Consider the following 18,993-nt stretch of genomic DNA (forward strand, 5'->3'; position numbering starts at 1 on the left):
CTGCCGCTTCAAGCCGTTGCCGAGTGATGCCGATCTCCTCAGGCGACCTTAGGCCGGTGTTCGATCACTGGTTCAAACTATCGTCGCTTTGATTCGCCAGCCAATCTACGAATGCCGCTCGGTTAGCGAACCGACTGATAACAGGTGTCGTGTCGAAGACTGCCGGTGCTCCAGTCTGATTCGCGTAACCGTACAGAAACTCACTGCCGATTCGGGCAAGGCAAACCTCGTCAAAATATGGGTGGCGACTTGGGATCTCGCCGCCTGCCTGAAGGAAGTTGGCTACCCGCTCGGCCAGTGAACACCCGAACTTAATTTTGTCCAACGGCGGCAGAGGCAGGGAAACCGTGAACCGAGTGCGGCAGATTAGGCAGACACGAGAATCGCCTTGGCGAAAGGTATCATTCGCACCAGAGTTCAATACGTTTCCGCAGTTCGGACACTTACGCTGTTCGGCCTGACGCATGTCCTCTCCTCAATCATATTCCGCGGCAAATTCGCTACCCAGCGCGTTCGCTCGCGCGATACCAACGTTCGGCCTACCGCGGTAGCTCAAGCATCAGTTGGTTATGCTTCGCCTCAATCGTCACTTTCTGCGGCAAGGTAATTGGTGGGGAATAAGCGACAGTCTGATCAACGTTTACCGGCTCATAGACGACGGTGTATTCCCCAGCGGGCGCGCCTGGCCGGCGCTCGCCACGGCTATCGGTAGCACGAACCGTGGTGAGTTTAAACTTACCGTCGGCCTCAACCAGGCTGTTGATGATGAAGTCTTCTTTGTCTGCCACTGGCGTGAAGCGGACCATACCACCACTCATCAGCTGCCCACCACGACGGACGGTTCCGTTCGCCGTAAACAGCGGAGCGAATTCAGGTTGCGGAACGCCATTGCCGCAGCCTAAGGAAAGTGCCGAAACCCAGACAATGGTTACGGCAAGGATAAAACGATTGTGCATGGTTCAAGATTTCGCGGTTGATAAGAGCACTCGTTACCAGTCACCGCCCAAGGGTTCAGCATCTCGCGGGTCGACGACGCGTTGCCACGTCAGGTCTGTCATGCTTGCGGACAAAGTCTTCACGCTGCCGTCTCCACAAGCCACAACGATGACCGTCGGGTGAATCCCCTGTGGCCTGTCAGACAAACAGTTCTGAAAATAGTGGGGACTAATCTGAAACTTGGGTGAGGCGGGAAACGTAGTCAGTCCACCGCCGCCTTTGCCAGATCCCAGGTTGAACGCCGGCCGCCAGATGCTGTTGGCGTCGGCCCATAGAGACCCGTGGGCAATCGACACGCTGCCTGTGTTACCGCAGGTGCCGTACATTTCTGCCAGAAAGATCGTATTTGATAAGCCATCGGATACGATCCGGCCCATTTCAATCTTGTCCATGGAGTAGGTTCGGCTCTTCAGTGGTTCACCGAAGACATAGTTATTCACGCCGTAGTTTGCGATCCCCCAATTCCACGCGCTGCCATGGGGTGTGAGACACTTACCAGCTTTGTGAGTGATGTCGGATGGACAGATAAGGCTTTTGATCACTGCCGGGTACTCGCCGCCCGCATACCCAGTGATCGTGAATTTACTGGCGAGATTACCCTGCTCCATATACGGAAAGATGAAGTGGTAAGCCGTGTAGTTGTGCTTTCCGAACGGACTGTCGTCGGGCGTAAAGCAACTAGCATTCGCTGGATCAGCGCAGGGAGAGGAGGTTGGGGGCAACGTGCGCAACGCATCATTTAGGTTATGAATCGCGAGGGCAACCTGCTTGATCTGGTTGGAGCATTGCGTTCGCCGGGCCGCTTCTCGGGCGCTTTGAACGGCCGGCAAGAGCAGTGCAACGAGAACCCCGATGATGGCGATAACCACCAACAACTCAACGAGGGTGAACGCCGCTCGCGTGTGACGAGCACTTCTGCTCGGAATCCAGCAGCACAGACCCTTCATACTCCCTCCGACGATCCACGAAAGATATGCGGGGGCTAACCGGCGATTAGTTTAACCATCTTTCCCGGCTTGATGCCAAGCGAATTCGCAGCGTTTTCAATAAAAAATCGATCAGGTTCTCGTGGACCTAGATCATCACAATCGGAGACTGCCTGCGTAGCCCTCCTACCAGGCAATGACAAAATGAGAGAAGATTGCTCGGTGGCGACCTCTCCGCTCTCCTTTCGCCAAGGACAATCCGTGTCTGAAACTTTTGAATCTCACACGCCTCTTCGGATTTTAGTCGTCGAGGACAACAAAGACGCAGCGGATAGTCTGGCAATGCTGTTACGAATCGAATGCGCCCACTCGGTCGATATAGCCTACACCGGGCTCCAGGCTTTGCAGATCGCCAACATTCGTCGCCCGGACGTGGTTCTGCTTGACCTTGGTCTGCCGATCATGAATGGCTATCAAGTTGCCGAGGCAATTCGCTCAATACCAGATTCTGACGAGATCGTGATCATCGCCATCACGGGCCACAACCATCCCGAGGATCTGGAAGCGTCCAAAGCGGCTGGCATCGATCTCCACCTAACAAAACCGGTCGACATTCGACACTTGCTCAGCTATTTGAGCGGCCGTGTCATGAGTTGATCACTTCGCTGCGGCCGCTAGGGCATCGACTAGCTTGCGGACTCATCGGTACGAGCTTTCGCATCGGAGGCTGGTCCAGTGTGCTGAAGCCGGATAATGGCCTGCACCGCATCTCCGAAATAGCCCTGCAAGCCAAGCGTTTCACGCGTGCTGACAACCACAACATTTGGGAGTTTTCTGCGCGAGTTCTCCCCACTTTGGGTGCGGGAGGCCAAGAGATGTCTGAGTCCGGGCAAGAGAATCGCGGCTACACTCCCCGGAACGACGGCTTGTCCGCTGGCCGTAGCACCTTTCAAGCCGTTCGCGCGCACCGGCACCCAACTTCGCCCGATTCCTTCGTTCGACCGGCGTCAGTTGCTGATGGCCACTGGTTCGCTGCAACTCTGGCAGCGGACGGCCCGATTGCCCGCCAGACGCGCTTGCCGAGCCGCGACTTTCGCAGCCGCCAACTGTTTGGGAATGTCTGCGCCCGTGCCGAAGTACATCTCGTCGGGTGTCTGGCCCTGAAACGCGGCATGCGGGAGATGCTTGTTGTGCTGCTCGACGTAGAACGCGACGAGCTTCTGCACCGTTGCCCGGGTATCGAGCCTGTTCAGGTACAGCCACTGATGTTTGAGAACTCGCCACCAGGATTCGATCATCGCCCTCGGCGCGCGAGCCATCCTCGCGCTGTAGATCGGGGTACTCCGCACCCGACTGCCGCGTCGATGTTCTTGCTGTTGCAGACCATCTCTCGCAGGCGATGATCATACCGACGCTGGGTGCGGGTGGTTGAGGTCATGCCTCAATAATAATCACCCAAAACACGTCGGGGTGAAACTCAACGGGAGCGAGGAGAGTAGCCGTCCGAGTGGCGAGAACTCGCGCCGAAAGTCCCAAATATCTTGGCGCACAGCACGATTGTCAGCACGGTGCAGATCGTAAGGCTTGAGACGCTGGGAAGTCTTGTCTGACTCAGCGAGTAGCCGGACATTCTCCATACGACCAAGAACACTCGCAGCAGCGCGATCATTTTCTGAACGCGTCGGCGGAGCCGTAACACTTCCCGCTGCAACTGAGTCGCGTCTAGGTTGAGGGCCTCGACGGTGACGACTGGAACTTCTGAATCCGTCAGCCAGCCACGTGCGGTCGAACGAGGGACCCCTCGTTGGATGGCGCAGTGAATGTCCCGTGTTGTGCGGACCAGATTCCGGAGACGGTGATCGTAACGGCGTTGCGTGCGAGTTGCGGTGGCCATGCCTTCATCATCGTGGCCGCGGCATGCGGCTCAACGGGCCGCATGGCAATCACGGCCTCGATTCGACTAGAATGGCGAGAACTCGCGCAGAAAAGTCCCGAATGTCGTGACACACAGCACCGCTTCGCGTCAGCGAACTCGCGAGCGAAGAGAACAAAAAAACCGCGAACGATTTGCTCAATCGCTACCTCAAGCGCCTGGGTGAAATCGACGCCGAAATCGAAAAGCACCGCGCCGATCGCCTTCGCAACGAAGAGAAGCTGAGCAAGGCCAAACCGGCGCTGGAGCAATTGCTGGCCGACATTGTCGTGGAGTAGGCTGTTGCTCCGCCGCAACGCCCGCAAGCAGCTCCGGACCAGATGACGAATCCTGCCCAAGTCGCCGTCTTTTGCCTTGCTACTTGCGGGCGTGGATGTTGCGGGGGATGGCGGGATCGTTTTTCCAGTCGAAGCGGGCGGCGAACTCGGCAGGGGTGAAGTGCTTTTGCTCGCCCGATTCGAGTTCGGCGAGGTAGACGATGTCGCCCCGTTTCACATTGTCAGTTTCCCAGAAGTGCCCTTCGAGCGACACAGCCAGATACGCATCAGGCGTGCGGGGAACCCAGGAGAGGCCCCGCTTTCCGGCCGGCAAGTTCAGCGTCCGAACCATCTGGCCATGATCGACCCACGCGAACTGCGTCCCATCGCGACCAAAGGCCCCCAGGTAGCCGTTGACATAGGGATAAGTCGCCGTGAACGACTGTGTGGCCGGATCGTACAACCGCAAGCCGGTGCGATTCGCCATTGCCAGCGTCTTGCCATCGGGGAGCCAGACGAGGGAGCGAATCCCGCTGACGCCCTGGGGAATTTCGAGGATCTTTTGGTTCTGGGCATAGTCCCACAGTTGAACGACTTTATCCGTGCCGATGGCCAAATTGGTCGTTCCCGGTTGGAAGGCGAGGGCATTGAGATAGCTTGTCGGCTTGAATTCAAAGCAGTGCTGTTTCTCACCGAGACGCCAGACGATGCCCCGCCCGTGTTGCCGAGGTCCGAAGGCGATGACGGAACTGTCGGGCGACCAGGCAATGGGCCCGATGTCCGAATCAGTCAGAACATCGGGGTGCTCCAGTCTGTGGATCACCTGTTTGGACCGGATGTCGAAAATATGGACGAATCGCCTTTTGTCCTTCTCCGAAATGGCTGCGAACTGGCTGTTGGGTGCAAAGAAAATATTGTTTCCAGTCACGTCTGGCAGCGGAATCGTCTCCTTGGCGCCCGTTGCCTGATCCACCCAGTCCAACTGGTTTTTCTTGGGATGTGCCTTCCACTTTTGATCCGGGCTGGAATCACCGGGATGGGATCCGTAACGTTCGTAGTAACTAAATTGCGTATTGCCAACGCTAACAGGTTGAGTGGGATCAAACGAGTTCCCATTGCGGGACCAAAAGACGTTACCTGGATTAAGAGCGCCCTCGGGACACCATTCCGTCTTGGCGAATGTTTTGCCATCGCCTGGTTTCCGCCAGGCAATGGCTAAACTTCCACCGTCAACCAGTAGTCCGCCCGTGTGTGACCAAGCCGGACGCTCAATCACGCTGCTGACGTGATCAAATTTCTGCCTAACCGTTGAGGTGGCTAGGTCGTACAGTTCCAAGCCAATTTGGCTGCGGACTGCCAATTGCTTGGAATCTGAGGACCACGCGCAAGACACTGTGCGCTCCCAGCCGTTCGTCTTGATGTTTTGTACGTCCTGACCCTTGTTCACATTCCAAATGCGAACGCCCTCCCACTTCGACGCCTTAACTCCCACCGCCAACTGCGAGGAATCAGGTGACCAGGCGAGGGTGTTATTACTGGTTTCGTTCGCAAGCTTATCGGACCATTGAGGCGTGACGAAGACGATTAGCGTTTTCGAATCCCAAATTGCGGCTCGAGCGTTTTTATGCACGGATCGGGATATTTCGCCGGATGCCAGGAACTTGCCGTCGGGTGACCAACGCACCATGCCAATGGTTCCGTCGTGACGGAGTTCCTTGTGCAGCTTGCCCGTCACCGTGGACCAGATGCCGATCACGCCCGAATTGTTGTTGCAAGTGGCGATCAAGTCGCCATCCGGATGCCAATGAATGCAGGTCGGCGCTGGGATGGCAGCGCTCAGCGTCTTGATTCGTTTTCCCGTGACGGCGTCCCAGACATGGACTTCGGCATTCCCTTCACCATCGCTGCCGCAGGTGGCGATGGAATCCCCTTTGGGTGACCAGCAGAAATAGTCTTCGGTGACGGTTCCAGGCGTGCTGAACATGTTTCGCAACTGCCGCGTCTTCGTATCAAAGATGCGAATCACGCCGCCGCTGTAGGCTGCGGCCAGCCATTGATCGTCGGGGCTGAACTCGGTTTGCAGGCACTCACGCCGGCCCAGGAGCGGCTCGATCGTCCAGCTTTTCACGCCCGGCAGCTTGGCCGGCGTGAGGACCATCGCCGCGGGATTGAGGGGCGGCGTGACTTCGACTTTGGTAAGCGCGGAAGGGTCATCGACATTCGCGGGAATGGCCGGCATCTTGACGATGGCCGGCGCGACGGGCGCAGGCAGCGGTTTGCTTTCGATCAGCTTGCCGTCGTAGACAACCTTTACTTCGCCGGGGAGCAATTGAATATCGAGGATGGTCTCCCCCTTCTTTTCCAGCTTGAACTGGGTGGTGATGAATTCGGCATCCCCCCGCTTGATGACGATCCCCTGTTCGCCGAACTTCAGGTCAATCGGTTTGGGATCGATCCCTTCGACGATCGCGCCCGTCTTGTCAAACTTCACGCTGATGGATGGATCATTGATCGTGACTTTGACGGCGCCGTGTGGCGTTTGGACGAAGAAGACGATGGCGGCGAGCAGGGCGGCAGCGGCGAGGGCGATGGTTTTGACGCGAGTCAACGGCGCGCGGGGCCGAGTGGGTGAGGGCGAGCTGATAGGGGCGAGCGTATCGACGGAGGCGGATTTGAGGCTGGAGTAGGTATCTTCCTTGTTGGTTTTGATGCCCGTTCCGGCAGCTTGGGCGGCGAGCGCCACGAGGTTGCTGCCGGCCGTGAAGGGAGCGAGCGCCGCGGCGACGGCGGCGGGAGTGGCGTAGCGGTCTTTGGGTTCCTTCGCCAGCATCTTGGTGACGACGGCGGCGAGCGGGGCGGGAATCTCTGGACGACGATCACGGATGGGGAGTGGCTCTTGCACGGCGAGGGCCATCAGCTTCTTTACGGGTGTATCGAACTTACGATCGCCGAAGGGGGCGACGCCGGTCAGCAACTTGTAGAGACTCGCGCCGAGGGAATAGATGTCGGCGCGGATATCGACGTGGTGCGTATCGCCCCCTTGCTCGGGCGCCATGTAGTCGAGCGTTCCCATCATCTGGCCGGTGGTCGTCAGTTCGCGGCCGCCGGGACTGCCGTCGCCGGAGAGGAGGGCGAGGCCCAGATCGAGGATTTTCACGTTGCCGGACGGCGAGAGCATCAGGTTCGAAGGTTTGATATCGCGATGGACCAGCCCCTGTTCGTGGACATGCTGTAACCCCGCTGCCGACTGGCGAATCAACTCGCAGGCGTCCGCAATGGCGAGCGGCCCTTGCGCCTTCACCAGTTGCGAGAGGTCGGAGCCCGCAACAAATTCCATAACCAGGAAGTGCATGCCGTCCGCTTCCCCTGCATCCATTGCGCGGACCAGATGCGGATGCTCCAGTTTGCCTACCGCTTCCATTTCTCGCTCAAAGCGGGCGATGGAATCGGCCCCAATGACGCGGTCGCGGGGCAGGATTTTGAGAGCCACGATCTTCTTTAACCGCGAATGCCGGGCCTTGTAGACCGCCCCCATGCCGCCTTCGCCGATCTTTTCCAGAATCTCGTAGTCGCGAACCGTTTTTAGGGCGCTCCAGGAGTCTGTTGCACTCGGGGAAGAGTTTAACGAAGCCGCCGTTGGCGGTTCATGAGTACATGCCAAAAGCCGCGGCAGGGCCTGCTGCAAGGCGGCTTCGCCAGCGAATGGCAGTTCGGCCGGCCGGCGAAGCGCGGCCGCCAAAGGATCTGGCGTGCTTGAAATCGCTTCGAGCAGGGTTCGGCAATTCTCGCATGAATCAACATGCGTGGCGAATTCCTCTGCGGAAGCCTCGGTTAAGTGTCCGAAACTAAATTGGGCAAGTTCGCCGCGATCTGGGCAGGAAATCAACATAACGGGCTTGCCTCGATATATTTCGGTAGACGACTGACAGGTAAAGCAGGGCTCTACCTATACAACGGCGGAACCTCACACGACTTTTTTGGGGATTAAAGAGCTGCGTACGAAGTAAGCGGATTGCACCGCAATATCACCCCCCCGCTTTAGGTGCTTAGCTCCTGCCGTAACCGCTTAAGCACCCGGCTTTTAGCCATGTAAACCGAGCCGATTGACAACTGTAAGTCGTTCGCGACATCAGCCGGGCGGCGATCTTCAACCACCACCTGCCAAAAGGCCTGCCAGGTGCGGGGTTCAAACTCGGCTTGCACGGTCCGCAAAAGCTGTCCGCTTAGATAAGACTCGCTGACCGAAACACCGCCGAGCGCGGTTTCATCGGGGGGCTTAACCGGCACGTCCTGGAGCAACAGACGCTGGTTGGTTCCGCCGACGGCCGGTGGGCGACCGGTAAGCTCACGAAAGTGGTCGCGAATTTTATTGCGAGTGATGGTCCAAAGCCAGCCGCGGAAGGTTTCTCCTGGTTCTGAATTGCGAAACGCACCGACCCGCGCGACAAGGACGCGAAAAGTCTCCTGCATGACGTCGGCTGCGTCGGCTTCCTGAAGCCCAGTCTGCCGGGCCCAGGAATAGACGATGGGAGCGTAAAGCTGCGTGAGGCATAACCAAGCCTGCGGGTCGTTGCCTTGGACGCGCCGCAGCAGGCTGGACGACGTGTTTGAGTCAGTACTGGTATGGGCGTCAACCATCGAAGGGGGAACCACCAAGCAGGTGCGCATGGCCGCAACCAACACTCGTACAATAACCCACCCGGATAGGTCGGGCAAGCGATGCGACCCTAGTGTAGCGTTTCACTCAGATGGGATCTTATCCAGAACCTCCCGGGCGCGGCGGACTTTCCTGCTGTGTGTCACGACTATTCTGAATTTTTGTGCGTGAGTTCTCGCCACTTTGGCCCATGCCGGTCCCGGCTTGGTAGATCCCGCTGGGATGAAAGGTAATGGAAATGGTGCCTTCGCGCCCGTCGTAATCAACGCGCTCGATCAAGAGTTGCAGCAGGCGGGCCTGCTCGCGGGTGCTGAGTGTTTCCCACAACGGATCGAACAACGCCAGCGCCTGGGCGGCCTCGGCCTCGTCGATCTGGTCGCGTTGCAACCGCTCCCGTTCGTCACGCAATTCGCTTAGCCGCCGCTCGGCCGTTTGCACCCGCTCTTGAATGTCGGCCAGGAGCGCCGTGGCCACATCGTTGGCGCTGGCGGCCCCCAGTTGTTCAATGAGCTTGTACAGATCCTTCTGGTGGCCCACCGTGCTGCGTGTCACGACATTTGGGACTTTTCGCGCGAGTTCTCGCCACCGAAGACGCGGGAGCCAAACATTGGCCACGTAGTGCGTTTCGGAATTACGTGGGGACGCCTGGACGGAGGGCTTTTCGATACCTTTCGACAACCAGCAGTCCTTGCGGTGCGCGCAATCCTGCGAATGGTTTGGGCAGATTCCTCACTCGACCGACTTCAGTTAATGGCGGCAACGGACTGGCTGCAGCTTTGGCAACGCAGGGACCGATTGCCCGCCAGACGCGCTTGCCGAGCCGCGACTTTCGCAGCCGCCAACTGTTTGGGAATGTCTACGCCCGTGCCGAAGTACATCTCGTCGGGTGTCTGGCCATGAAACGCGGCATGCGGGAGATGCTTGTTGTGCTGCTCAGCGTAGAACGCGACGAGCTTCTGCACCGTTGCCAGGGTATCGAGCCTGTTCAGGTACCGCCACTGACGCTTGAGCACGCGCCACCAGGATTCGAACATCGCCCTCGGCGCGAGCCAGCCACGCGCTGTAGATCGGGGTACTCCGCACCCGACAGCCGCGTCGATGTTCTTGCGGTTGCAGACCATCTCTCGCAGGCGATGATCATACCGGCCCTGGGTCCGGGTGATTGAGGTCATCCCTCAATAATCACCGAAAACACGTCGGATTGAAATTCAACGAGAGCGAGGAGAGTAGCCGTCCGACTGGCGAGAACTCGCGCACAAAAGTCCCAAATGTCGTGACACGCAGCACGGCGGATGGCAAAGACAGGCGATGTCGATTAATTAACGGATACGTTGGTGCCGCAATCACCCAACGGATTGTGAACCAAGCGCTCCGCAGCGTTGACGAGTCGAAGTCGCCGATGGAGCGGCTCTCCGATCGCAAGTTGGAGATTTTTCGCATGATCGGCGAGGGCCTCACCAGCGGTGCTATCGCCAATCGTCTTTTACTCAGCTCTCACACGATTGACACCCACCGCGAAAACCTGAAACGCAAACTAGAACTCAAGAATTCTGGCGAGCTATCACGCGCCGCGGTGCAATGGGTGCTGGAGAACGGTTGATGTACTACAAACGCATCGCTGATCCATCACTTCTCCTTCAACGAGACGCCGCTTCGGACTTGATCGCTGGGAAACGCTACGACGGTCTCACCTTCCGAAAGTCCCTGCAAGATCTGCGTCATCCTGCCATTGCTGCGGCCGCTGCTCACCGCGCGAAGTTCGGCTCGCCCATTCTTGTTTACAAAGACGGCCCATTCTGAGCCGCTACGAAACAGCGCCCCGGCAGGCAACTGCAGAGTGTCATCGATTTCCCAGATCACAATTGCAGCTTCGACTCGAAAGGCGTCTCCTAAACTGCGGAGCCGCTCGGGCGGTTCATCAAAATCGGCAATCACATTCACGCGTTGCTCTTCCACACCCAGGGCAGAGATCTTGGTGAAGCCCGATGGCTCTACGAGACGCACTCTTCCCTTGAGCGGCACTTCGCCTCCCCAGTGCTGTAGAATGACCCGTGCCCCAGACTGAATCTGCGCCGCGTCGGCCGACAACACATCGATTTCCATTTCCAGCTCCTGCGTGTTGCCGACTTCGAGCAGGGATTTGCCCGGCGTTACGACAGCGGCACTTTCCTGCAATACCCGCAGCACGCGTCCCGAAATCGGCGAACGGATTTCGAGCCGCGTTTGGTCGGATTCGACGTCAGTGATTGGGCGGGTTCGGACAAAAGCAGACTTCGCCAGATCTAATTCATACTTGGCGACCTGTAAAGCAAACACCGCAGCCCGGAGAGTCTCCGCGGCGATTCGTTCTTGGTGTTCAGCCGCATCGAGCAGTTCTTTGGAAATTGCGTTGGTCAGGCTGAGTCCCTTCGCTCGCTGATACTGGTGGTCCGCAAGGCCATGAGCTTCGCGAGCTGCAGCGCTGCGAGCCTCCGCCTGCTGCGTTGCCGATTCGGCGGATTTCACCCGAGCTTCTGACTCCGCACGCAGGCGGGCATCGAGCAACGCGGGATCGGTTGGCTGAATCGTCGCCAGCACAGTCTTTTCAGCTTCGATAGTATCGCCAGCTTCCAATTCGATGCGAGTTAGTTGACCTGTCAACGGTGCCGAAACTATGTACCGCTCCTTGACTCGCGTTTTACCGTCTTCCTCGACTACTACCTGCAATGGCCCGCGAGTTACCCGTACGACATCCACTTCCACCGGCCGCGGCCAGAGCGCGTACGCAAGCAAGGCAGCGCCTCCGAGAGCAGCAGCAACGAGTGGTAATTGGCGGACGATTGCTTTCATAACTAATCGCGAGTCTTAAGCACTTCGACCAAATTGACGTGATCCATTCGTCGACGTACCGCCAGTGCCGAGGCCATGGCTGCAAGAATCACGACGACAATGGCGAAGGCATAGGTTCGGCCGTGAATGATCAAAGGAAAACGATGGACTTCCGTGTTCAGGGCGGCCGTGAGGAGCCAAGCGAACCCATGCCCCACTACCAACCCCCAGGGAATCGCTGCCACCACCAGTATGGCGAGTTCGCCGAGCAACACCCATGAAGTCTCGCCGCGTGTGAATCCGAGCACGCGTAACGTGGCTAGCTCACGGCTCCGCTCAGCGAGTGATACTCGGGCGCAGTTGTAAACCACGCCGATTGCGACGATGCAGGCGAACAACACGTTAATTCCTTTCATCCGGAGCAAATTCTCTGCCATCGTCTTTTGATAACTGTCGATTGCGGCTCGTTTGATGCTAATGCCTGCAACTCGCGGCGTCTGTTTCAGTTCCCGATACAGTTCAGGCATTTGATTGCGATCCGCCAGCAGAAATGCACCCGAGATAGCATCCTGCTCTCGCAACAAACGTCGCAATGTTGCCAGCTCAATATAGGCATTCAGATCGAGATAGTCGTCGATCACCGCCACGATGGAAACGTCGGAAGCAATCCGTAAGCCTTCGAGCACTTCGAGTTTCACGATATCTCCGACGCGGCATTGCAGCACCTCCGCCAGACGACGCGAGATCACCAGTCCAGACTGAGGAAGCGGCATGGGGCCCCGCTGAGGATCAACAACTCGCATCAACTGTGCATCAGCAGTAAGTCCCAGCAAATCCAGGCGGCGCTGGTTTTGTCGATGGACAAGGCGGACGGGAACAGCTCGAAAGGGTTCCACCACGATAACTCCGGGCAGCTTCCCCAAGTCTCGTGCGGCCTGCCCGGTTGTGGGCTCTACGAAAGAGACCATCAGATCCTGACGTTGTGTGGTGAAGAACTGAAAGTCCATGACGTGATCGACGGTATCTTCCAAAAAGTTGCCCATGACGAGAATCGCAATGGACAAAGCGATTCCGAGTGACGAGAAAAACGCACGCAATGGTCGCCGCTCCAGCTGCCGCAATATCATGCGCACGATCTGTGGTAGCCAGGATTGCAACCCCATCCGCTCCAGCAAACTGCGTTGATATTTCCGCGGAGCTTCCGGCTGCATCGCTTGGGCGGGCGGCAACGACGCCGCATTCCAAACAGCATTCCACACGCCAGCGAGAACGGCTGTGACACCGACCGCGGCTGTAAGCAGGACCAGCCACCAGTCCAGCCGATATTGCATGACGGGAAAGCGAAAGAATTCGGCGTACATGATCGTTAAGTCGACTCCGAACTTTGCACCGATAGCTGTACCCAGGAGACTGCCGACCAACCCAATCACAAGTGCGTACTGCAGGTAATGAATCGCAATCTCTCGCTGCAAGTACCCAAATGCTCTCAGCATGGCAATGAGTTCGCGCTGGATTGCAATTTGCCTGGTCATTACCACTTGGAGAAGGAAGATGGTGACGGCCAGAAAGATGGCCGGCGGCACGAGAGCCATCGTACGTAGCTGAACGAGTTCGTTCTCCAGGAACCGATGCGACGGCTGCAGTTCACGGCCATACGCATTGGAGCCCCCATACGGTGCCAGGAGTTCATCGAGCTGCGCAAGTACAGCCGCTTCGCGGGCCGAAGGTAATAGTGTGACTGATACGTCGTTGAAGGCTTCGTGCATGTCGAACGCCGACGACAGTTCCTCGTAACCCATCCAGAGCACTCCGAACCGCCTGTCATCCGGGAGTAATTCACCAGGCCGTACGGAGTAAACAAACTCGGGCGACAGCACGACGCCGACGACCTGCAGCCGCTGTTGTTTTCCGTTGATCACGGCGGTCAGTGGCGAACCTGGATGCAATTGATGCGTACGGGCAAAAGCTTCCGAAACCAGCACCTCCCCGCTGCGGCGAGTTCCCAACATACGACCTTCACGCAGGTACAATCGGTTGACTAGCGGCAATCCCCTGTCAGGATGTGAGACCAACCGGCCGGTTCCTGGCTCCAGCAAACCAGGAATATCGAGCGTGACCATCATTACGACTCGCGCCTCCGCCGCAGCGACTCCATCGATCGCCCGAATTCGCGGCAGCAGTGCGAGCGGAGCACGCTTGAGGTGCACGAAGCCCTGTCCGAAGTTGGCCTGAGAGTAAAAGTCGGCTCTGGTGCGATTCAGCGAAAGTAGCGTGCTGATCGACATCACGACCGTTGCCACACCAGCCGCCATTACCAGCACGATGGCCAGGTTCTGCCAGCGCAATTGCCAAAGCTCGCGCCACAACTTGGAATGAATAGCCCGCATGGGTCACCAGACAATTTCTACGGCTGGCGCCCGCCGCTGGTTGACGACAATCTCGACGATGCGACCATCGGAGAGTCGCAGTACGCGGTCTGCCATGCCGGCAATTGCCGCATTGTGGGTAATGATGGCAGTCGTCGTTCCCAACTGGCGGTTGATTTGCTCAATCGCCTGCAAAACAACAATCCCCGTCTTTACGTCCAGCGCTCCAGTCGGTTCGTCGCACAACAGAACGTCGGGTTGTTTGGCAATCGCCCGCGCAATGGCCACTCGCTGTTGTTCACCGCCGCTGAGTTGCGCCGGGTAATGGTTCAAACGTTCGCCAAGTCCGACCAGGCGCAACGCTTCCGCAGGCGGGATCGGCCGCTCTGCGATTTCAGTCACTAGCGCGACGTTTTCTTCGGCGGTCAGACTAGCGACCAGATTGTAAAACTGAAAGACAAATCCCACATGCTCGCGGCGATAGTGGGTCAGCAGGGCATCGTCGTTCCGCGAAAGATCATGATCGCGAAACCGCACCTGCCCCGAGGTCGGCACATCAAGGCCTCCCAGGATGTTCAATAACGTCGACTTGCCACTACCCGAGGCACCTAGCAAGACCACAAACTCACCAGGAAACAGATCGAGATCGACGCCGCGCAAGGCGTGAATGTCCGTCTCACCCGCGCGGTAGACCTTCGTAATACCGCGAGCTTGAAACAGCGGTAAGCGGTCAGTCTTTGATTGTCGAGTCGTCATAGGTTCGCAACATGGAAGAACTTTCGAATCGACAGCGGTTGCCTCGCCATTGCAATTACTGCACCGACGCATTTGAGCGGCAATAAGGAGGCGCACACTCCTCGCGACTGTGCGAATTAGCGCGCGAGTGTGACAGAAAGAGGGTCGCTGCAACTCACTGACATTTACCACTTGGCTCGAGATTACGCAGATGACGGCCTCCGAAATGGAATTGGCAAAGCCCAGTACAGACGCTGAATGACACCAAGGTGAACCGGTCAGCTGCTGAATGACGAAAAACTCGACTTGCCGCGTGCAGTTCAAACGAACGCGAAGTTGTCCGCCGCTATCGCTGAAACCAGCACGACGACATCTGCGAAAACGAACGGCATAAACGCGAGTACGTGGACCAGTCACTTAACGATACCCCTGCGTTTTCTCAGGCTGTTAAGCGCCTAAGCTTCATGTACCTACGATAGCGAGCACAATCTCCAAGATGATTAGCACCACGACGCTCAACTCCAGCAATTCGAGCCGGAACATCGAAGACTGCTCGGCCAATGTCTCGTGGACATCGGAGGTGACATCGATCGCTTGTCGAACATTTTGTGCCCACTCTCGCAAGTGAAAACGATCTGCAAGCAGACGATAGACCCTGGAAAGATACTGATCGCCTACCAATTGGAGGGTGCTATCGGCTCGTTCAAATGTACCGACTGCGTCCATGCGGATCTCGGTAAGGAAGCGAAGCGGTCTGGCGTGCGTCCGCCAAAATGGGAGCCACGAGCGAGCCGAAGCTTGTATCTGGCGTCGCGCAATTTTCAGTGCAGAGTCTACTTTCTGATCCAAGTATCGATATTCAAGCAACTGAAGATTTGCAAACTCGATCGTATGCAGCGTCTCGTCACAATCGCAGTCGATAATTACTGTGGCAGCCCAGTCAATAAACACGATATCGTTTCGGCCATAGGATATCTGGCACCGTAAAGCCTCGGACATCTCTACATCAGACAAAGGTTCTTTCGTGAGTCGGAGCAAGCTGACAATCGATGGAGCCAACTGAGTGTTCACTACGCCATTCTCAACGAGCAATGGGTGCGGATCGATTTGGAATATAAAGTATTCCTCGTAAGACTCGTTCCAAAGCGGTTCGTCGATCGTCGGGAACAGTTTGTCGAAAATGGGCTTAGCGACAGAGTGCGCCAATGACTGAAGCCAATTCTGATTCGCGAGATTCACTGCCAGTTCGCGTAGTTGGCCCAGCTCTAAATTAATCGGAACTCGGAACGCAACATTTGCTGCTCCAAATTCGAAGACAATAACCTCCGCATCCGCGGCAGATTCGAGACTTGGAAAAGGCAATCGGATACTTCCTAAGCTACACCGAACCGGCGACGGTCGATAAGCGATTGCATCGGGAGTGCGCCTGCGGCGGGGAAGATCGCCAACTTCTGCGGGGATTTGCCGTATTGCTTGTTCAAGGTCAACTGACTCACCCCAGTCAAAAGCAATGATGCAATGTAACTTACCCGAGACGCGTATCTCATCAACCTTTGCTTCGCTTGCCATTTCCACCTTTAGTCACTTCCAGCATGGCCGACATAGGGAACGTTGCAAATCAGTTGGACGGGCAACCGGACTTTCGGGGACGCCATTCATTGAATGCTACTCGCAACGCGAGGCTGCGGCTTCAGCAATACCTTGCGGTGTTCCGGACCGGAGCAAAGCAGCAATCCGTTGAAAGTCCTCTCCGTAAGCTGCCAGGATATCGTCGAGTGTGACAATCCCGCAGATGCGTCCGAGTTCGTCTTCAACGGGAAGTCGTCTTACGCAATTTTGCTGCATGACTTGTAGTGCCCGAACACTACCCTCGGTTTCGGCAATCACCACGGGAGACGTGGTCATGACATCAGCCAAGAGAGTGGTAGTCGGGGCCTTACCTGCAGCGAGGACTCGTTCGACTAGATCTCGATCGGTGATCATTCCCACAGCTGCATAAGCATCATTCACGACGACAAGTGATCCGACCGCTCGCTGCCGCATACGCACGGCGGCCTGTTGCGCAGTTTCCTGCGCTTCCGCAAAGTCTGGAGCACGGCTCATTATGGTCTTCACCAACATGTGTGGTTCCCTCGATCATGTTGCCCTACTATCTTCCCTCACTTACCGTCCCCAAGGCCCAATCCTGGGGATATTGCTCGTTTAGCGGGAACGAATTGCCTACCCTTGACCGGCTTTGACCACGATCTTTTTCGGCCGCGCTTCTTCAGTTTTGGGAAGCTTGACCGTTAGCACTCCGGCCGTATATTCCGCTGCAACTTCATCCGCCTGAATATTGCACGGAAGAGTCACCGTGCGAGCAAACTTACCGGTTCGGCGTTCTGTGCGATGCCAGGTTTTGCCTTTCTCCTCTTTTTCTTCTTTGCGTTCGCCGCGAACGGTAACGACGTTGCCGTTCACATCGATATCGAAGTCTTGAGCATTCATTGCTGGTGCATCCAGCCGCAATTCGAAAGCATTGACCGTCTCGGCAATGTCCAGGGGGGCTGCGATTTCCGACGTCAGCCAACCATCTGTGGGCTCGCCGAGGAAACGCCCCAGCACATCTTCGACTTCATCGCGGAGATGCTTCAGTCCCTGAGTTCGGCGAGTTGCCAGTGTCCCAATCATGACGATGTTCCTTTCTGCTTGAGAAAGCCAGCGAATATGATTCGTTCTTTTGCAATCAGGATGCCAAGAACTTTAGAAATGTGATTTGGGCGACTTAGTCGAAGTAGAACGCATTCTTGATTTACCTCACGCTAGTCGGATGATCGCTAAAACGCTTCAAATGACACATAGCGCGCGAAGCCGCACACCCACCTCGCTGGTACTGATACCGACACAGTGGAGCATCGCCAGCAATTCGGCAAATGGCGGACTGCATTCAGCAATTTCTGTCGTAAGTCGAGTCAAAGAGTGCGAGGTTAACTATTTGTGCTCGACGGCATTCCAATTGCGATCAAGAGGGAGAGGAACGATAAGTCCGTTAAGCCTCGTTCGGATTCACCAATCGGAGATGCCTTCCATGACCACGAGAATTCTCTTCCCTGTTGATTTTTCCCAAGGATATCAGCAGGCACTGAAGCTAGCCGTTTCTCTGGCCCGCGATCACCGGGGCGAGCTCTTGCTGCTCCACATCGAAGAACCGCCCATGGCGTACGGTGGCGGTGAGTTCTACTACGGACCCGCAGAACCCAATCGCGAACACCTTCAACGAATGCTCGATGAAATCGTCGTTGATGATCCTAATATCCCGGTTCGACGGTACGTCGGGATGGGATCTCCAGGCTCGGAGATCGTCAAATTTGCCGCGGACCACCGCGTTAGCAATATTGTCATGCCGACGCATGGCCGGACTGGTTTACGACGCCTGTTGATGGGCAGCGTCGCGGAAGAAGTCGTTCGCAAAGCCCATTGTCCGGTGATCACTATCAAGTGCACAACAGCCGCGGCAGAAGCCGCGACTCAAAAAGAGGAGTGCTCCAATGTCTGAACATGACGACTGCCGCGCTTACACGGACCTTATTCGGCTGCAACACCGAGAATTGCGTCGCCTAATCGAGCAATTACTTCCATTGGTTCGGGTTGCTGGGGAGTGCAATTCGGCCTTTAATGACGCAAAGCAATTGGTCGGTGATCTGGCGGATCATTTCGCGAAGCATGTGGCACAGGAAACTGGCGGAGGCTGTGTTGAAGAGGCTGTTTGCCGATGTCCACGGTTGAAATTGCAAGTTCGCGATGTGTACGCACAGTATCCGAAAATCCAGGCAGAAATCGCCCGCATTTTCGCCAAGTTCGTGAGTTGCGGTCAACTTGGATCAACCAGCCGGATGGTCGAGCAGGAACTTGTCCAGTTAGCTCAAAGCTTCGACCGCTTAGAGAGCGATGAACGCTATATCCTGCGCGAGGCATTCGGCTCGGACGAGTCGTTCGCTTCGATCAAAACAGAGTCGAGTCCTGAATGATGTAAACGACGGTCGAATAGTGCAGCGCGCGGCGGAGCCGATGGTCGGTCGCTGCCACCTGTCGCGAAACCAGGGGCAATACGGCGTCCACGTGCTCGTCGGGAACCGGCTTCACCTTCTCGGGCTCGCGGGCGGTCGTTCTGCCCTTCTTCAAAGGCGACACCGACCGCAGGCCCTCCAACACTAACGGTGGAATCAGCTCATTCTCCACGCCCCAGCGGAAGATTCGCCGGATGCGGAGAATCCGCCGATTGATTTCGGGCCCTGCTGTGTGTCACGACATTATGGAGTTTTATGCGAGAGTTCTC

At 56.9% G+C, this 18,993-nt stretch carries 19 protein-coding genes; 5 read left to right on the plus strand and 14 right to left on the minus strand.

Annotated features, from left to right (window positions below; genetic code table 11):
• Positions 1 to 539: 539 nt before the first annotated feature.
• Positions 540 to 956 (minus strand): hypothetical protein, encoded by a 417-nt coding sequence (locus tag ETAA8_RS27755; RefSeq protein ID WP_145096486.1) that lies wholly within the window; start codon positions 954 to 956, stop codon positions 540 to 542.
• 33 nt (positions 957 to 989) lie between these two features.
• Positions 990 to 1,865 (minus strand): DUF1559 family PulG-like putative transporter, encoded by an 876-nt coding sequence (locus ETAA8_RS27760; protein WP_238397588.1) that lies wholly within the window; start codon positions 1,863 to 1,865, stop codon positions 990 to 992.
• 279 nt (positions 1,866 to 2,144) lie between these two features.
• On the opposite strand from ETAA8_RS27760, the gene ETAA8_RS27765 reads away from it, so the two are divergent.
• Positions 2,145 to 2,579, plus strand: coding sequence for a response regulator (locus ETAA8_RS27765; RefSeq protein ID WP_202921310.1), 435 nt, complete (start codon positions 2,145 to 2,147; stop codon positions 2,577 to 2,579).
• Positions 2,580 to 2,929: 350 nt separating this feature from the next.
• Here the strand turns inward: ETAA8_RS27765 and ETAA8_RS27770 are convergent, their stop codons facing one another.
• On the minus strand, positions 2,930 to 3,271 hold the full coding sequence (locus tag ETAA8_RS27770; protein WP_261343582.1) for an integrase core domain-containing protein: 342 nt from the start codon (positions 3,269 to 3,271) through the stop codon (positions 2,930 to 2,932).
• Positions 3,272 to 3,989: 718 nt separating this feature from the next.
• Between ETAA8_RS27770 and ETAA8_RS34990 the strand changes: the two genes are divergently transcribed.
• Positions 3,990 to 4,133 carry a hypothetical protein gene (locus tag ETAA8_RS34990; RefSeq protein ID WP_202921312.1) on the plus strand — a complete coding sequence of 48 codons (144 nt, stop codon included), beginning with the start codon at positions 3,990 to 3,992 and terminating at the stop codon, positions 4,131 to 4,133.
• 79 nt (positions 4,134 to 4,212) lie between these two features.
• Here ETAA8_RS34990 and ETAA8_RS27775 read toward each other — a convergent pair whose 3' ends face one another.
• The 4 genes from ETAA8_RS27775 to ETAA8_RS27790 all read right to left on the minus strand — a co-directional run bounded on the left by ETAA8_RS27775 (position 4,213) and on the right by ETAA8_RS27790 (position 9,803).
• The gene (locus ETAA8_RS27775) at positions 4,213 to 8,001 is read right to left on the minus strand and encodes a serine/threonine-protein kinase (RefSeq protein WP_145096497.1); all 3,789 of its coding nucleotides are present in this window, start codon (positions 7,999 to 8,001) and stop codon (positions 4,213 to 4,215) included.
• A 149-nt stretch (positions 8,002 to 8,150) separates the two neighbouring features.
• Complete coding sequence (locus tag ETAA8_RS27780; protein WP_145096500.1) at positions 8,151 to 8,780, minus strand: RNA polymerase sigma factor; 630 nt, start codon at positions 8,778 to 8,780, stop codon at positions 8,151 to 8,153.
• Between the two features lie 88 nt (positions 8,781 to 8,868).
• Entirely contained in the window at positions 8,869 to 9,321 is a 453-nt protein-coding gene (locus ETAA8_RS27785; RefSeq protein ID WP_145096504.1) for a hypothetical protein, read from the minus strand.
• Between the two features lie 191 nt (positions 9,322 to 9,512).
• Positions 9,513 to 9,803, minus strand: a complete 291-nt coding sequence (locus ETAA8_RS27790; RefSeq protein WP_145096507.1) for a transposase — start codon at positions 9,801 to 9,803, stop codon at positions 9,513 to 9,515.
• A 167-nt stretch (positions 9,804 to 9,970) separates the two neighbouring features.
• Between ETAA8_RS27790 and ETAA8_RS27795 the strand changes: the two genes are divergently transcribed.
• A complete protein-coding gene (locus ETAA8_RS27795; protein WP_145096510.1) occupies positions 9,971 to 10,369 on the plus strand; it encodes a response regulator transcription factor in 399 nt (132 codons plus the stop codon).
• 26 nt (positions 10,370 to 10,395) lie between these two features.
• On the opposite strand, the gene ETAA8_RS27800 is transcribed toward ETAA8_RS27795, so the two are convergent.
• The 6 genes from ETAA8_RS27800 to ETAA8_RS27825 form a co-directional block, all read right to left on the minus strand.
• Positions 10,396 to 11,598, minus strand: coding sequence for an efflux RND transporter periplasmic adaptor subunit (locus ETAA8_RS27800; RefSeq protein ID WP_145096512.1), 1,203 nt, complete (start codon positions 11,596 to 11,598; stop codon positions 10,396 to 10,398).
• A gap of 2 nt (positions 11,599 to 11,600) precedes the next feature.
• A complete protein-coding gene (locus ETAA8_RS27805) occupies positions 11,601 to 13,964 on the minus strand; it encodes an ABC transporter permease (protein ID WP_145096515.1) in 2,364 nt (787 codons plus the stop codon).
• A 3-nt stretch (positions 13,965 to 13,967) separates the two neighbouring features.
• Positions 13,968 to 14,699: an ABC transporter ATP-binding protein gene (locus ETAA8_RS27810; RefSeq protein WP_145096518.1), complete on the minus strand. Its 732-nt coding sequence runs from the start codon at positions 14,697 to 14,699 to the stop codon at positions 13,968 to 13,970.
• A 441-nt stretch (positions 14,700 to 15,140) separates the two neighbouring features.
• Positions 15,141 to 16,247 (minus strand): hypothetical protein, encoded by a 1,107-nt coding sequence (locus tag ETAA8_RS27815; RefSeq protein ID WP_145096522.1) that lies wholly within the window; start codon positions 16,245 to 16,247, stop codon positions 15,141 to 15,143.
• A 96-nt stretch (positions 16,248 to 16,343) separates the two neighbouring features.
• A complete protein-coding gene (locus ETAA8_RS27820) occupies positions 16,344 to 16,781 on the minus strand; it encodes a CBS domain-containing protein (protein ID WP_202921313.1) in 438 nt (145 codons plus the stop codon).
• Positions 16,782 to 16,898: 117 nt separating this feature from the next.
• Positions 16,899 to 17,348, minus strand: coding sequence for an Hsp20/alpha crystallin family protein (locus ETAA8_RS27825; RefSeq protein ID WP_145096528.1), 450 nt, complete (start codon positions 17,346 to 17,348; stop codon positions 16,899 to 16,901).
• A gap of 397 nt (positions 17,349 to 17,745) precedes the next feature.
• Here ETAA8_RS27825 and ETAA8_RS34995 point away from each other — a divergent pair, with 397 nt between their 5' ends.
• Both ETAA8_RS34995 and ETAA8_RS35460 read left to right on the plus strand, forming a co-directional pair.
• Positions 17,746 to 18,213: a universal stress protein gene (locus ETAA8_RS34995; protein WP_202921314.1), complete on the plus strand. Its 468-nt coding sequence runs from the start codon at positions 17,746 to 17,748 to the stop codon at positions 18,211 to 18,213.
• Positions 18,206 to 18,685, plus strand: coding sequence for a hypothetical protein (locus ETAA8_RS35460; RefSeq protein WP_238397589.1), 480 nt, complete (start codon positions 18,206 to 18,208; stop codon positions 18,683 to 18,685). Before ETAA8_RS34995 ends, ETAA8_RS35460 begins: the two co-directional genes overlap by 8 nt.
• Here ETAA8_RS35460 and ETAA8_RS27835 read toward each other — a convergent pair.
• Entirely contained in the window at positions 18,660 to 18,839 is a 180-nt protein-coding gene (locus ETAA8_RS27835; RefSeq protein ID WP_145096535.1) for a hypothetical protein, read from the minus strand. The genes ETAA8_RS35460 and ETAA8_RS27835 overlap by 26 nt on opposite strands.
• Positions 18,840 to 18,993 lie beyond the last annotated feature (154 nt).

The sequence above is a fragment of the Anatilimnocola aggregata genome, assembly GCF_007747655.1.
Classification (GTDB): Bacteria; Planctomycetota; Planctomycetia; order Pirellulales; family Pirellulaceae; genus Anatilimnocola; species Anatilimnocola aggregata.